The sequence below is a fragment of the Intestinimonas massiliensis (ex Afouda et al. 2020) genome (genome assembly GCF_001244995.1).
Taxonomy (GTDB): Bacteria; Bacillota; Clostridia; order Oscillospirales; family Oscillospiraceae; genus Intestinimonas; species Intestinimonas massiliensis.
Genome location: NZ_LN869529.1, coordinates 131,454 through 146,208 on the forward strand (window position 1 = coordinate 131,454; position 14,755 = coordinate 146,208).

General features: G+C 59.9%; 16 protein-coding genes. 9 read left to right on the forward strand and 7 right to left on the reverse strand.

Going from position 1 to position 14,755, the window contains the following annotated elements; translation table 11 throughout:
* The 7 genes from BN2154_RS15995 to BN2154_RS04785 form a co-directional block, all read right to left on the reverse strand.
* The coding region (locus BN2154_RS15995) for an SHIRT domain-containing protein (RefSeq protein WP_195892312.1) at window positions 1–696 on the reverse strand (696 nt) is incomplete at its 3' end.
* Window positions 697–1,085: 389 nt separating this feature from the next.
* A complete protein-coding gene (locus BN2154_RS04765) occupies window positions 1,086–1,706 on the reverse strand; it encodes a recombinase family protein (protein WP_050617735.1) in 621 nt (206 codons plus the stop codon).
* On the reverse strand, window positions 1,703–1,936 hold the full coding sequence (locus BN2154_RS04770) for a hypothetical protein (protein ID WP_050617736.1): 234 nt from the start codon (window positions 1,934–1,936) through the stop codon (window positions 1,703–1,705). Before BN2154_RS04770 ends, BN2154_RS04765 begins: the two co-directional genes overlap by 4 nt.
* 64 nt (window positions 1,937–2,000) lie before the next feature.
* Window positions 2,001–2,192 (reverse strand): hypothetical protein, encoded by a 192-nt coding sequence (locus BN2154_RS15715; protein ID WP_154666642.1) that lies wholly within the window; start codon window positions 2,190–2,192, stop codon window positions 2,001–2,003.
* Between the two features lie 101 nt (window positions 2,193–2,293).
* The gene (locus tag BN2154_RS04775; protein ID WP_050617737.1) at window positions 2,294–3,715 is read right to left on the reverse strand and encodes an FAD-binding oxidoreductase; all 1,422 of its coding nucleotides are present in this window, start codon (window positions 3,713–3,715) and stop codon (window positions 2,294–2,296) included.
* A 39-nt stretch (window positions 3,716–3,754) separates the two neighbouring features.
* On the reverse strand, window positions 3,755–5,023 hold the full coding sequence (larA, locus tag BN2154_RS04780) for a nickel-dependent lactate racemase (protein ID WP_050617738.1): 1,269 nt from the start codon (window positions 5,021–5,023) through the stop codon (window positions 3,755–3,757).
* An 82-nt stretch (window positions 5,024–5,105) separates the two neighbouring features.
* Window positions 5,106–6,656, reverse strand: coding sequence for an L-lactate permease (locus BN2154_RS04785; RefSeq protein WP_050617739.1), 1,551 nt, complete (start codon window positions 6,654–6,656; stop codon window positions 5,106–5,108).
* A 264-nt stretch (window positions 6,657–6,920) separates the two neighbouring features.
* Between BN2154_RS04785 and BN2154_RS04790 the strand changes: the two genes are divergently transcribed.
* The 9 genes from BN2154_RS04790 (at window position 6,921) to BN2154_RS04830 (ending at window position 14,717) form a co-directional block, all read left to right on the forward strand.
* Entirely contained in the window at window positions 6,921–7,796 is an 876-nt protein-coding gene (locus tag BN2154_RS04790) for a LysR substrate-binding domain-containing protein (protein WP_050617740.1), read from the forward strand.
* Between the two features lie 85 nt (window positions 7,797–7,881).
* The gene (locus BN2154_RS04795) at window positions 7,882–8,262 is read left to right on the forward strand and encodes a metal-dependent transcriptional regulator (RefSeq protein ID WP_050617741.1); all 381 of its coding nucleotides are present in this window, start codon (window positions 7,882–7,884) and stop codon (window positions 8,260–8,262) included.
* A gap of 150 nt (window positions 8,263–8,412) precedes the next feature.
* Window positions 8,413–8,994 carry a DUF3793 family protein gene (locus BN2154_RS04800; protein WP_050617742.1) on the forward strand — a complete coding sequence of 194 codons (582 nt, stop codon included), beginning with the start codon at window positions 8,413–8,415 and terminating at the stop codon, window positions 8,992–8,994.
* A 43-nt stretch (window positions 8,995–9,037) separates the two neighbouring features.
* On the forward strand, window positions 9,038–9,466 hold the full coding sequence (locus BN2154_RS04805) for a flavodoxin (protein ID WP_050617743.1): 429 nt from the start codon (window positions 9,038–9,040) through the stop codon (window positions 9,464–9,466).
* Window positions 9,467–9,496: 30 nt separating this feature from the next.
* Window positions 9,497–9,880, forward strand: coding sequence for a metal-dependent transcriptional regulator (locus BN2154_RS04810; protein ID WP_050617744.1), 384 nt, complete (start codon window positions 9,497–9,499; stop codon window positions 9,878–9,880).
* Between the two features lie 567 nt (window positions 9,881–10,447).
* On the forward strand, window positions 10,448–10,954 hold the full coding sequence (locus BN2154_RS04815) for a MarR family winged helix-turn-helix transcriptional regulator (protein ID WP_050617745.1): 507 nt from the start codon (window positions 10,448–10,450) through the stop codon (window positions 10,952–10,954).
* A 352-nt stretch (window positions 10,955–11,306) separates the two neighbouring features.
* On the forward strand, window positions 11,307–12,725 hold the full coding sequence (locus BN2154_RS04820; protein ID WP_050617746.1) for an APC family permease: 1,419 nt from the start codon (window positions 11,307–11,309) through the stop codon (window positions 12,723–12,725).
* 120 nt (window positions 12,726–12,845) lie between these two features.
* A complete protein-coding gene (locus BN2154_RS04825) occupies window positions 12,846–14,081 on the forward strand; it encodes a MalY/PatB family protein (protein WP_050617747.1) in 1,236 nt (411 codons plus the stop codon).
* Window positions 14,082–14,171: 90 nt separating this feature from the next.
* A complete protein-coding gene (locus BN2154_RS04830; RefSeq protein WP_050617748.1) occupies window positions 14,172–14,717 on the forward strand; it encodes a peroxiredoxin-like family protein in 546 nt (181 codons plus the stop codon).
* Window positions 14,718–14,755: the final 38 nt, after the last annotated feature.

Here is a 14,755-nt window from a genome sequence, read left to right on the forward strand (position 1 = left end):
GGGCTTCACAGCCTCGCGGGTCCAGACGCCAGTGAAGGTCAGGCCGCCCTGGACCATCTCGATCTGGGTGTTGGGGGCAACATCGACGCCGTTTAGCTGCCAGGTCTGGAACTTCCAGATGTAATCGCCAACCGTGACGTCCTCAGGCTTTGCCGCCGTCGTGACCTTCTGGCCGACGGAGTAGGTGTAGCTGTTGGTGGGCAGGGTGGCCATGACCTCGGCGGGAACGCTGTTGTCATAGCTGTAGGTGACGCCGTACTCGCACTCCACGTCGATGGCGGGCAAGGAGGTTGCCAACGGGGCATCCCAACGGGTGCCGTTCCAAGTCATATTAAAGGAGATCGAATCATCAACGGCGGAGTGCTTCTCGCCGACTTTCTCAGAATATGCATCCGCATATTTCGAGGTGGACACAGTGATGGGGCAGACATAGCTGTCGCCGCTCTGGGACACCGTGCCGATGGAAGCGGTATCCGCGATCTGATAGACGGACACCGCAGTATGTCCGGCGCCCTCGGTGACGCACTGAACGGTATAGGCGGTGGGGAGATCGGTTGCGGCAGGCGCGTCGGGAGCCGTTTCACCGGGCTGGTCACCACCTCTGATAGCGCCCGCAAATGCTGCGGTGGGGAAAAGTCCCAGCAACATCACGCAGCACAGCAGCGTACTCATCAGTTTAGTTATTCTCTTCTTCATTTTTTTCCTCCTCATCGTTAAAATAGCGGGTATTTCATATGCGCTCTCTGGCGACGCCGCAGTTTTGGGAGAGCCCTCTATAATTTGCGAGAAAGCCTCCTGGCGGGCGGTTTTTGTTTCGACGCTCCTTAAGCGGCGTTGCCGCATTCACATTCATATATGCCCATCACCACCTTTCCCGCGAGGCTGCCGTTTTCCAGCAGATGTTTCCATGGGTTCAAGTGGCAAAATGTGTACCTTTTGACACTTGCTCTTTTGGGGCGTAATTAGGAAAAGGTTGCAGACTCTGTCAAGAAAAATGACGGAAATGCTTGCTCTTGAGCTGGGGTTGTGCTATGATTTCTTATGTATAAGTGGCTATCAAAAGGTACACCTTGCGGTAGCTACTGTTATTTCCCCGGCATGTTTGCCAGCCGGTACTCCCGCAGCCTGCGGTAAAAGGTCGCTTGCGCCAGCCCGCTTTGGCTGAGCGCTTCGGAAAAGGGAATGCGCCCGCGCTCCCACGACGCGACGATTTTCCCAAAATCCTCCGGCGCGGCCACGGGCGGCCTGCCGAAGCGGACGCCCTTCGCTTTTGCCGCCGCGATGCCCTCCGCCTGCCGTTTGCGGATGTTCTCGCGCTCCGACTGCGCCACAAAGGACAGGATCTGCAGCACAAGGTCGGCAATAAAGGTCCCCATGAGGTCCTTGCCCTGCCGGGTGTCCAGCAGCGGCATATCCAGCACCGCGATGTCGATGCCTTTTTCCTTGGTGAGGATGCGCCATTGGTTTTGAATCTCCTCATAGTTGCGTCCCAGCCGGTCGATGCTCAAAATGTAGAGCAGGTCGCCCGGCCTCATTTTTTTGACGAGCCTTTTGTACTGCGGGCGGTCAAAATCTTTGCCAGACTGCTTGTCCATATAGACATTCTTTTCCGGCACCTGCGCCGCCCGCATGGCCACTAGCTGCCGCTCCTCGTTCTGGTCGGTGCTGGAAACGCGGATATAGCCGTAGGTTTTATTCTCGGTCATGATTGTCCCCTCTTTTGCCATGCAAGATCGCAGTCCAGTGCGTCGGCCAGTTCTGCGGCCTCGCCAGAGCGGAGCGAACCGCGCTTGAGCCTGCCGGAGAGGTTGGGGACGCTGCGGCTCCAGCCGTATTCGTCGGAGAGGGAGTCCACCACCTCCGTCATGGTCCTTCCGGCGCGGACGATATCGGACTTGATTTCGTTTCGGTAGGTTTCTGACTTTTTCAGCTTCATATTTACAATTTCCTCCTGTTTTCCTGTGCGCTCTGTGGTAAAATGGTTTCGCCGGACGGCGATATTAGTTTGCCGCAGAGCGTTGATTTTTCATGTACGGCTTCCCGCTGGAAAGGAGCCATTCGTCACCCTGATTGACATTCTCAAGCGGGTCCAAACACATGAAAAGTCCCATCAGCCAGCAAGGGTAAGAAAAAGAGGAAATAGATAAAAAGGCACCATATCCAGCAAAAGCTGAATATGGTGCCTTTTTCATTAGCCAATCCCCGTCTGACAGATGCTCATTTCGTAATTTCGGCCTAAACCTGTTTTACAAACACCTGCTTAAAGCCCGGGGGCGGTTATTAATAGGAGCAATCAGAGGGTGTAGCAGACCTTTCCGGGGTTGAGGATCATCTTGGGATCGAAGACCTTCTTGATCTCCTCCATGAGGCGCATATTGACGGGCCCCACGGACTCGGCCAGGTACTCCACCTTGCCCATGCCGATGCCGTGCTCGCCGGAGATCTGGCCGCCCAGCTCGGTGGTCTTGGCGTAGAGCTTGCGCATGAACTGGTCCACCTGCTTGACGAAGGCGTCCATCTCCATGTCCACGGAGCAGGTGTAAACGTGCAGGTTGCCGTCGCCGGCGTGGCCGAACATCTTGACCTCAAAGTCGAACTCCTTGTCGATCTCCTTGATGTAGAGCACGAAGTCGGCGATCTTGGAGACGGGGACGACCACGTCGCACTCGTCCAGCAGCTTGGTCTGCTCCTCGATGCCCTCCAGGAAGGAGGAGCGGGCGGCCCAGGCGTCCTTCATCTTGGCGGGGGTGTCGGCCACCAGGACGTCCATGGCGCCGGCCTCGACCACCAGCTCGGCGGCCTGCTCCACCAGGGCGTCGATGGCGTCCTGGGTGTTGGCGTCGAAGGTCACCAGCAGATAGGCGCCCACGTCCTGCCCGCCGATGTTGCGGGGGAACACGGCCTTGCCCAGATACTCCTCGGAGGAGATGAGGATCTCTCGCTCAAAGAACTCCAGAGCCTGGGGGTCCATGTGGGCCTTCTTGAACAGGGGCACGGTGGAGATGCAGGTGGCCAGGTCCTCGAAGGGGCAGATGAGGCTGACGGTCTGCTTGGGGGCGGGGATGAGCTTGAGGGTCAGCTCGGTGATGATGCCGAGGGTGCCCTCGGAGCCGATGATGAGGTTGAGCAGGGAGTAGCCGGAGGAGGTCTTGGAGACGGTGGCGCCCATCTTGACGATCTCGCCGGTGGGCAGGACCACGGTCATGGCCCGGACATAGTCGCGGGTGGCGCCGTACTTGACGGCCCGCATGCCGCCGGCGTTGGTGGAGACGTTGCCGCCCAGCGTGGCAAACTTCTCGCCGGGATCGGGGGGATACAGCAGGCCCTGCTTCAGGGCGTCCTCAGCCAGGTCGTTGAGCAGCACGCCGGGCTGGACCCGGACGACAAAGTTGTCGGTATCATATTCCAGGATCTGCTTCATGCGCATGGTGCACAGCACCACACCGCCGGCGATGGGGGTACAGGCACCCACCAGGCCGGTGCCGGCGCCGCGGCAGGTCACGGGGATGTTGTTGTCATAGCAGACCTTCATGATGGCGGAGACCTCTTCGGTGCTCAGCACATCAATGGAGACGTCGGGCATCTTGGTGCCGTAGATGGGCATCTCGTCGCGGGAGTAGTCGGGGTTGACGTCCGCGCCCACGACGACGCGGTCGCCGGAGATCTTCTTCAGCTCTTCGATGATTTCAGGGGTGACTGGATTGTAGGTTGCCATATGGATTCCTCCTAACGTATTTTTCAACGGTCGGCGTCTTTACTCCTCCACGATGACGGAGATGCCGTTGGGGATGACCACGGTGTGGGCGTCCTTGCCCTTGAGGGCGTAGGCCCGGTCCAGAGCAGTCTCCAGGTCGGGGGCGTACTCCAGCTTCATGTCCTCCACAAACTGCCTGGCGGAGGGGTCGGAGACGAAGATGATATGGTGCTTGCACATCATGCGCACCAGGATCTGGTACTCCCACTGGTCGGGGTTGGTCTGCTCCATGGGGATCTTGAGGGTCTCCTCCTGGAGCTTCTCCGGGGATTCACAGTCCTTCAGAGCCCGGTAGAAGCCCTCGCCGCCGGTGCCGTCGTTGCAGCGGGAGCAGATGATGAGCACGGCGCCGGGAGCGGCGGCGGACTCGGCGGCGGTCAGGCCCTTGACGCTCTGGTACATGTTCTGATCCAGGGGCGCGCCGCCGTTGGAGGTGATGACCACGTCGCCCCGCTTCTGGGGCTTCACCCGGCAGTAGCCCTTCAGGAACGCACAGCCAGTCTCATGGGCCTTGACGTAGTTGCCGGCAAAGGCGGCGACTACCTTCTTGTCCTCGTCGATGATGACGTTGACGATGTAGGCCAGCTTGGCCTGCCGGGCGGCGTCCACCATGTCGATGTGCAGGGGGTTGCCCTTCAGCACGCCGGTGCGGGCGCAGTCGGAGGCGATGAACTTGGCGCAGTGGTTGCCCAGCACCGTCACCTGATCGCACACGCCGGGCAGCACGCTCTTGCGGCCGCCGGAGAAGCCGGCGAAGAAGTGGGGCTCGATAAAGCCCTCGCTGACCAGCAGCTCGGTCTCGGCCGCCACCTTGTCGATGACCAGCCGGGCCCCGGAGGGCAGCACGCCGATCTCCACGTTGCTGGCCGGGTCCTGGCTGTCATGGATGACGATCTTCTCCTCCGCCACGATCTTTTCGCCCAGCTTTTGGATGAGCTCGTCCTTGCTGGTGGGGCGGTGGAAGCCGGTGGCCACCAGCAGGGTGATGTCGATATCGGGGCTGCCCTGCCGCAGCTCGGCGAGCATGAAGGGGATGATGTGCTTGCTGGGCACCGGACGGGTATGGTCGCTGATGATGATGGTGCAGGTCTTTTTGCCCTTGGCCAGCTCGGACAGCTTGGGAGAGTCGATGGGCTTGGCCATGGCCTCCAGCACCAGCTCGTCCTCGCTCTTCGTCGCCTTCAGCTCGCCGATCCCGGACTCCAGAACCTCCACGCCCTCCAGGCTCCGCACCCAGGGTATCCCGCTGGTTCCGTACGCGATTTGCATGGTATTCCTCCTTTAATAAGCAGTTGCATGGCTCCGTCTGCTGGCCAGGCTGGATGGCGTGGCCGAACAGAGTGAGATCGGGTCAGCCGATGCTGAACCAATAGACGCCGGCGTAAGAGAAGACGCACAGGAAGACCAGGAAGATGGCGCAGTAGACGATGGCCTTCCGAATGATGATGCCGTCGGAGCCCACGCAGCCGGTGGCCGCAGCGGCCATGGCGATGGACTGGGGCGAGATGACCTTGCCTACTGTAGCACCGGCGGCGTTGGCGGCCACCAGCCACTCCTGGCTCAGCCCCAGTGTGGAGGCGGTCTGTGCCTGCAGGGCGCTGAACAGGGTGCAGGAGGAGGTGACGCTGCCGGTGATAAAGGTACCGATGCCGCCGATGATGGGGGCGAACAGGGGATACAGAGAGCCGGTGAGGGCCACCATGCCGGTGGCGATATCGGCCACCATGCCGGCATAGCCCATGACCTTGGCGATGGCGATAATGGAGACGATGGTGATGATGGACTTAAACATCTGCTTCAGGGAGGCGCCCAACACGCCTGCCATATCGGAAATCGAGGCGCCCTGGATGAGGCCGCCGATGACGCCGGACAGGAAAATCAGCACGCCGGGGGTGTTGATCCAGGAGAAAGTATACATGGCCGTCCGCTCACCGGCGGCGTTAATGTAGATGGGCACGGCGCTCTTGATGGCGGACAGGGGGGCGTTGATGGCGGGGAACAGCTTGGAGGTGAGCAGCATGGAGACGAACATGAGGAGGAAGGGGCTCCACGCCTTGACCATATCGGCGGTGGAGAGCTGCTTCATTTTTTCACGGGCGGCGTCGGCGCCGTCCATGTAGTATTCCTTATCCGTGGTCTTGTTGACGGTTTTAGCCATGGCGAAGGTGGCCACCAGAGAGCCGATGGCGCCCACCAGGGTGCTCAGCTCGGGGCCGACAAAGGCGCCGATAAGATAGGCCGGAACGGCAAAGGCCAGGCCGGAAACCAGGGTGGTGGCCCACACGCCCTTGAGCTTGCCCGCCAAGCGCACCATAAAGATGGGGCAGACCACGATCAGCACGAAGAGCTGCAGAACAGCAAAGCCGCTGACGGTGGTGGCGTTGAGATTGGTCAGGCTGGCGCCGGTGATGACGGGGATGCCGATGGCGCCCAGCTCCGCTACGGGGACGTTGGACAGCAGACAGATGATGCAGGACTGGATGGGATTAAAGCCCAGGCCCACCAGGATGGCGGCGGGGATGGCCACGGAGGTGCCAAAGCCGGAGGCGCCCTCCAAGAAACCGCCAAAGCCCCATGCGATGATGAGGACCTGGATACGGCGGTCGGCGGAGATGGCGGTCAGGGTAGTCTTGATGGTATCCATGCCGCCAGTTTTGACTGACAGGTTATAGACGAAAATAGCGGCGATGACGATGATGCCGATGGGCCAGACGGCCATGGCCACGCCCTCCAGGGCGGCGGTCAGAGCGCTGACCACGGGCATATGCCAGTTGAACAGGGCCAGCACGATGGTGATGGCCAAACCGATGGGACAGCAGATGTGGCCCGGCAGCTTCAAAACGACAAAGCCTATGATCAGCCAGGCGATGGTAATCAGTGCGATCAAATAATCAAAGCTCATGTTCCATCCTTCTTTCCAATGATTGTGGCAGGCCCGCACTGTGTTCAGCGCCACCCTTCACAGATACAGCCGGGGGATGCGGGGCGGGATAGCGGGGTGGCGGACAGACGGCTCCCCAAGCCCCCTGGACCCCGCTGTCCTTTGTCTAAAACGATCATACCTCCTTGCCTTTTCCTCAACGCGAGTATATACTATGAACATAAATAATGAAAGCCAATTTTCCTAATGTAAAAATAAGCGTAACTTATGAAATGGGGGACCGGATTGGAACGGTATTTTGCCCTGCTGAAAATTTTGGAGATCGGCAGCTTTACCAAGGCGGCCGAAGCCATGGGGTATTCCCAGTCGGCGGTGAGCCAGATGGTGCAGTCGCTGGAGTCAGAGCTGTCGCTGAAGCTGCTCTACCGCTCCCGCAACGGCATCAAGCTGACCCCGGAGGGAGAGGCCCTCCTTCCATACATCCAGAGGACGGTCAACCACTACAACGCCATGCTGGAAAAGACCCGGGAGCTGAAGGGCCTGAACGGCGGCCTGATCCGGATCGGCACCCTGTCCAGCGTCTCCAGCCAGTGGCTGCCCGGGCTCATCAAGGACTTTCAGACCCTGTACCCCAAGGTCCACTTTCTGCTGCACCAGGGGGACTACACCACCATCCCGGCCTGGGTCCGGGCGGGGGAGATCGACTTCGGCTTCGTCAACCCGGACGCGGAGAGTGTCCGCGGCCTGCACACCATTTTTGTCACCAGCGGAGGGCACAAGGCTATTCTCCACCCCGACCACCCTCTGGCCGCCCAGCCGTGGGTCACCCTGGAGCAGTTGGCCAAGGAGACCTTCCTGCTGCTGGAGGAGGGGTGCCTCAGCGAGCCTCTGGAGGCCTTCCGCACCCTGGGACTGGAGCCACGGGTGGAGCTGCGGATGCACGACAACTTTTCCATCTGCTCCATGGTGGAGGCCAATGTGGGAGTCAGCATCCTGCCCGAGCTGGCCCTCAGAAAGATGAACTTCCGCATCGTGCAGCTCCCCACCGTGCCGCCCGTCATCCGCCGGGTGTCGCTGGTGATGAAGGACCCCGATATCCTGCCCATCGCCAGCCGGTACTTCATCGAGTTCTTCCTCAAGCGGGCGGACACCCTGCCGTAGGCCGGTGGGAGATGCGGCTTGTGCCCGGCGGTATTCCGTGGTACAATAACGCACAGACCCCATGGCAGAAAGGAGCGGGTGACACTTGACCATCAACGAGTCGGTCGAGGACTATCTGGAGGCCATTCTGGTGCTGAAGGAGAAGAACGGCATGGTCCGGTCCATCGACGTGGTACACCACATGAACTACAGCAAGCCCAGCATCAGCCGGGCCATGAGCCGCCTGCGGGAAAACGGCTACATCACCATGGACCCGGAGGGCTGGCTGGGGCTGACCGACGCCGGGCGGGAGATCGCCGAGCGCATCTACGAGCGCCACCGCCTGCTCACCGAGTGGCTGACCGCTCTGGGCGTGGACCCCGAGGTGGCCCGGGAGGACGCCTGCCGCATGGAGCACGACATCAGCGCCGAGACCTTCGACTGCATCCGGGCCCATATTCTCCGGAACGGCCAGAAGCGGAACTGAAAAAAGGCCGGGCGGGAGAAAAAAGATTTGACAACCGAGGGCAGATGTGGTATCTTATCCATACCGGTTAGCAAAAGCTAACCAGGAAAAGGGCGGGCGCCTTTTTCTTTTGCATCAGAGTTAGCAGAAACTAACCAAGGGAGGGTGAGCATGGGATCTGCGCGCTTTGAGGAGACGGTGGTCTATCACTGCTCCCCGGCGCTGGTGGGACTGAAGTCCGCCTGCCTCATTTCTCTGGCGGCGGAGCAGTATCCGGGGCTGGCGTCCATGGTGGAGGGCTATCGCGCCGCTCTGGAGGGGCGGGGCATCCGGTTCGAGCTGCTGTGCCGCTGCGACCGCCGGTTCCTGCTGTTGGTCTACCGACCCGCCCTGCTGGAGCGGCATCTGGCCCGGCCGGAGGTGGACCGCCTGCTGGTCCAGGCGGGCTACCCGGCGGAGGGGCCCCTGTCCGGGCGGCTGGCGTACCTGCGGCGGCGGCTGACGGCGGCGGGCGGCTTTCCCCATGAGATCGGCCTGTTTCTGGGCTACCCCGCCGAGGATGTGCGGGCGTTTCAGGCACGGGGCGGCGCGGGGTGCAAGCTGTGCGGGTACTGGAAGGTCTACCACGACGTGGAGGAGGCCCGGCGGCAGTTTCGGCGCTTCGACCGCTGCCGGGACAGTCTCCTGGCCCGGCTGAGAGCCGGCATGACGCTTTCACAACTGTTCGGCGTCTCCGGGACGCTGGCGGCGTGAGATCAGAGCAACCCTTACATTCTATCAACAGGAGGTTTCCATTATGAGTAAGCTGGCAGTGATTTATTGGACCGGAACGGGCAATACCGGCGCCATGGCCCAGGCCGTGGCGGACGGGGCCAAGGGCGCCGGGGCGGAGGCGGAGCTGCTGACCGTCTCTGAGATCAGCGCCGACGCGGCGGCGGCCTATGACAAGCTGGCCTTGGGCTGCCCCGCTATGGGGGCCGAGGTGCTGGAGGAGGGGGAGTTCGAGCCCTTCTTCACCGCTCTGGAGGGCAAGCTGTCCGGGAAGAAGGTGGCCCTGTTCGGCTCTTACGGCTGGGGCGACGGACAGTGGATGCGGGAGTGGCAGGAGCGGACCGAGAAGGCCGGCGCCGTCCTCTGCGGCGAGGGGCTGATCGTCAACGAGGCCCCCGACGAGGCGGGGCTGGAGTCCTGCCGGGCGCTGGGCGCACGCCTGGCCTCCGCCTGAGCGGGCCCGAGGCCGGGGAGGAACGGGCACATGGGAATTTCGCAGGCCGCGATCCGCTATCTGCTGACCATCTATGAGCTCAGCGACGATGGCACCGCGGTGCGCTCGGTGGACATTTCCCGCCGCCTGGAGGTGACGCCGGCCAGCGTGGTCCACATGCTGGGCGTGCTGTCTGCCGAGGGGCTGGCAGAGAAGCGATACTACGGCAAGGTCCGGCTGACGGAGCGGGGCATCCGGGAGGCCAACCGCCTCTATACCGCCTGCGCCCTGCTGAAGGCCTATTTTACCGAATACCTGGAGGTGGACAGCGAGACGGCCCGGGCCGACGCCGTCAACTGCCTGTGCTGCCTGTCGGAGCGCAGTCTGGCCCAAATCGAGGGGAAGGTCCTGGAGGAGCGGGGCTGCACCGCCTGAATACCCACAGCGAGCGCCCGCCGGAGCGAGACCGGCGGGCGCTCGTTCTATGCGCCTGGCGTTGGACGCATTTTGTTTATGAATTAAAAATTTGAATAGTGTCTACGGAAGGAACCGCCAAGCGGTTTATTCGTGCGGCCACTGCGTATTTCTGCTGGAGCGCCGTATTGTTCCGGCGGAAGGTGCAAGGTTTTCTGGCTCATTTACCAAGAAACCCTGCACCGGAACAAAGCCAATGGGCCTTGAAAGCCTTGGGGTTTAAGACTTTTGGCTTTATTCAGTACGCATTACTTTGGTGGATGGCTTAAGCAATCCATTGGCTTTCATGCTCAGTTCCGGCAACGACCATGATTCCGTTCATGCCGTTTCTTTGCTCAGCCAGTTCAACATTGAGAGAAACAATATCCTTGGAGATAAGGCGTGCGGAGCAAAGGCGATCCGAGAGTTCCACGCCTACTACAGCAGAGCCGAAAATATAAATGCATTCAATTGAGACTTTCGACTTGCGAAGGTAGAAGAAGCTGTCTATAATAATCTATAATAATAAAAAAAGGAGGAGGGCCGAATATGGGAGATAAAAGAGAGGAACTGCTGCGGCAGCTATGGACGGCCCAGGACGAAGCGTATGATCTGATGTGCGAGTATGATTCTCTGCCCCACCACTATGGAGAGAACATCCTCTATCAGGCGGAGGGGCATATCATCGACCTCATTGCCGCCTATCCCGGCATCACCATTACCGACCTGGGCAACATTTTGAAAAAGACCCCCAGCGCCTGTTCCCAGATCGTGCGCAAGCTGAAGGAGAAGGGCTGGGTGGAGCAGACCCGGAACCGGGACAACAATCGACAGTTCAACCTGAAGCTCACGGAGAGCGGGCAAAAGGTTTATGAGGACCACCTGGAGTTCAACCGCTACTGCCAGGCCGAGACCTTCGGGCTGCTTGCGGGATTTTCCAGCGAGGAGCTGGAGCATCACGTGATGGTCCAGCGGAAGATCAACGAGGCCTATCAGGGCGACGTGCGCCGCAGCCGGGAGCGGTTTTTAAAGTCGGAGGCCAGCCGGAACGAGTGATTCGATCAAAGGGAGCAGGGCCGGACAGCAGAAGCTGTCCGGCCCTGTTTTTCTGTAAATGGATGATGTGCAAATCCGACAAAAAGAAAAAACCTATTTTGTGCGATGCGCATGAATTGTAGAAAAAGCACAAAAAACTCCTTGACGTATCCCAATAAAATGTTATGATGAATATACTTCATAATTAAGTATATTAAAGATTGAGGTGATTAATTGGACGATGGAAAGGCTAGCCTTTCCATCGTGTTCCGCATGCGGAACACGATACTCCTTCCAAACCGTCGGGAAGTAGAAGCGGGCCCGCTTTTATGAATAAGAGTAAAAATCGGGAAACCTTTGAGGAGGAAACAAAATGCAAGCTGAGAAAAAGAAACTAGGGCTGTTCAATATCTTCAGCCTGGGTGTGGGCGGCGCCATCGGATCGGGCATTTTCGTGATGATGGGCTTCGGCATCGCCTATACCGGCCGCTCCATCGTTTTGGCGGTCTCCGTGGGCTGTCTGTACATGCTGCTGGCTTACCTGTTCCACCCCATCATGAGCTCCATGTTCGTCCTCCCCGGCGGCGATTATGATATGAAGGCCATGCTGATGGGGCCCACCATGACGGGCTTTTCCGCTCTGGCCACCATTGTCAACGGCCTTGGAATGGCTTCCTACGGCCTGGCCTTTGCCAGTTACTTCGTCTCAGTCTTCACAGGCTTGGCGGAATATCAGCTTTGGATCGCGGCCCTGCTGATAGTGATTTTCTTTGCCATATCCATTAAGGGCACTAAGGCAATGGCTACCATTACCACGATTATCACCGCCTCACTGCTGATTTCCATTGTCGTATTCTTGGCCGCGGGCCTTCCCCAAGTGCAGCCCGGGTATTTCTCTAACGCTGACGGCCAGTTTTTTTCCGGCGGCTTTGGCGGCCTGATCGGCGCCATCGCCATGATGTCCTTTGCCTGCCAGGGCACCACCATGGCCCCTGTCTCGGTCATGCCTGCCACCAAAAAGCCCCGCAAGACGATTCCCATCGGAATTCTGCTCATCTGCCTGACCGTCGCCGTGGTGTATGCGCTGATGTCCATTGTTGCCGCCGGCGTGCTCCCCGTGGAGCAGGTCGCGGGGGAAAACTTGTCCCTGGTGGCCCAGACCATCTTTAGCCCCACGATGTTTAACATCTTTATTCTGGGCGCCGCCTGCTGCGCCATCATGTCCTCCCTGGCCTCCGGCATGACCATGCTGCGCTACCCCCTGCTGGCCGTGGCCGAGGATGGCTGGCTGCCCAAGATCTTCGCGAAGACCACGAGTAGCGGCTACCCCTACATGATGATGGGCTTTTTCCTGGTGTTCTCTATTGTGCCGCTGTTCACCGGCCTGTCCGTGGACGCGCTGATCTCCCTGCTCATGATCATCTCCATGGTTATGAACGCCTATATGAATATCTCCATGATCAAGCTGGTCAAGCGGTATCCCGAGCAGTGGAAAAAGGCCACCCTGCATATGCCTACCCCCATCTTCAACTGCCTGTGCATCATCGGCACGGTGTGTGCGTTGGCTGTATCCTACTACCTGTTTAAGGATCTGAGCGTGGGCTCCATGGTCTTCTGTGTGGTGCTGCTGGTGGTCATGATGGGCCTGGCGCAGTTGCGGCTCAGAACCGGCGCTGTGAAGAAGGAAGATCTGCTAGCCAAACGCGAGCGGATCGCGGCCGCCGCCCTGGCCGCCACCGCGGCCGAGGAGGCCGAGGAGTTGCGGGAGGCCAAGGCCGCCAAGGCTGTCTGAGTCTCTTCGTTTTCCCTCGGATAAGGGAAGTCGGTTCCTTTGGACCGGCTTCCCTTATCCGTGGAAATATAGTATAGTAAATAAAGGATGTAAAATCAGAAAGGACCGATTACAATTACAATGAAGTACGATTTCACCTCTATCATGGACCGCCATGGCAAGGACGCCATCGCCGTCGACGTGGTCCCCCAGCCGGATGCCGCGGGCAACTTCGTTATGAAGCCCTTGGCGGACGTACAGATCAAGGATGGCCTGGACACCATCCCTATGTGGGTGGCCGACATGAACTTCCCTACCTGCCCTACCATCCCCCAGGCCATCATCGAGCGGGCCCAGCATCCGGCCTTCGGCTACTTCCAGCCCACCGAGGAGTACTTCGACTCCATTATCCAGTGGCACGAGACCCGCAACGGGGTCACCGGCCTGAAGCGGGAGCACATCGGCTATGAAAACGGCGTCCTGGGCGGCGTGATCAGCGCCCTGAACGTGTTCTGCTCCAAGGGTGACAACGTGCTGCTGCACACCCCCACCTACATCGGCTTCACCAGTGCCCTCACCAACAACGGCTATAACATGGTCCTCTCTCCCCTGGTCAAGGACGCCGAGGGCGTCTGGCGCATGGACTTTGAGGACATGGAGAAGCGCATCGTGGAGAACAAGATCCACGCCACCGTCTTCTGTTCCCCCCACAACCCCTGTGGCCGCGTGTGGGAGAAGTGGGAAGTGGAGAAGGCCATGGAGCTGTTCAAGAAGCACGACGTGTTCGTGGTCTCCGACGAGATCTGGTCCGATATTATCCTCACCGGCCACAAGCACGTGCCCACCCAGTCCGTCAGCGAGGACGCCCGGATGCGCACCGCTGCCATCTACGCTCCCTCCAAGACCTTCAATCTGGCTGGCCTGGTTGGCTCCTACCATATCGTCTACAACCAGTGGATCCGGGAGCGGATGGACAAGGAGTCCTCTCTGCCCCACTACAACGACATGAACGTCTTGTCCCTCCACGCACTCATCGGGGCCTACAAGCCCGAGGGCTACGAGTGGTGCGACGAGCTGTGCGAGACCGTCACCGGCAACATCGACTACGCCTGTGACTACATCGCCAAGCACTTCGAGGGCGTGGAGGTCTCCAAGCCCCAGGGCACTTACATGCTGTTCCTGGACTGCTCCAAGTGGTGTGAGGTTCACGGCAAGACCATCGACGACGTGGAGAAGGCCGGCCTGGAGTGCGGCGTCATCTGGCAGGACGGCCGGATGTTCCACGGCCCCTGCCATATCCGTCTGAACCTGGCTCTGCCCCTCTCCCGTGTGAAGGAGGCCTTCGAGCGACTGGACAAGTACGTCTTCAACGCCTGAGTTCCCAGCTTCAAACCGCCTGTCCCCAACAAGGCTCTTTTTTACCGGGGATTGGGCCCATCCGCCTGAATCACGAAAGGAGTTTTTGCCATGCCCAAGCTCACTGTGGGTACCCAGATGCCCGACTTCACCTTCGACACCCCCTTTGAAAGCGGCCGCACCCTGGCCGAGACCGCCGGGAAGACGGCAGGGAAGACCGCCCTGGTGTTCCTGCGCTACTATGGCTGCACCCTGTGCCAGTACGACATCCATCAGTTTACCGCCCAATATGACAAAATCGCCGCCACCGGCGGGCAGATGCTGGTGGTGCTTCAGTCCGACCCCGCCAAGCTGGCAGGCCAGATGAAGCCCGGCGACCTGCCCTTCGACATCGTCTGCGACCCGGAGCAGAAGCTGTACAAGAAATTTGAGATCGCCCCCGCCGAGTCCAAGGCCAAGATGGCCGATCTGAAGACCATGGGAAAGATCGCCAAAGCCACCGCCGGCGGCTTCAAGCACGGCGATTACGAGGGGGACGAGCTCCAACTCCCCGCTTGTTTCGTCATGGGGCCGGATCGGGTCCTGAGCTACGCCCACTACGGCGTCTCCGCCGGGGACGTGCCCACGCCGCAGGAACTGGTGGAATTGCTGAAATAAACTTGCGCGTTTGGAAAGGGCGGCCTTCGGGCCGCCCT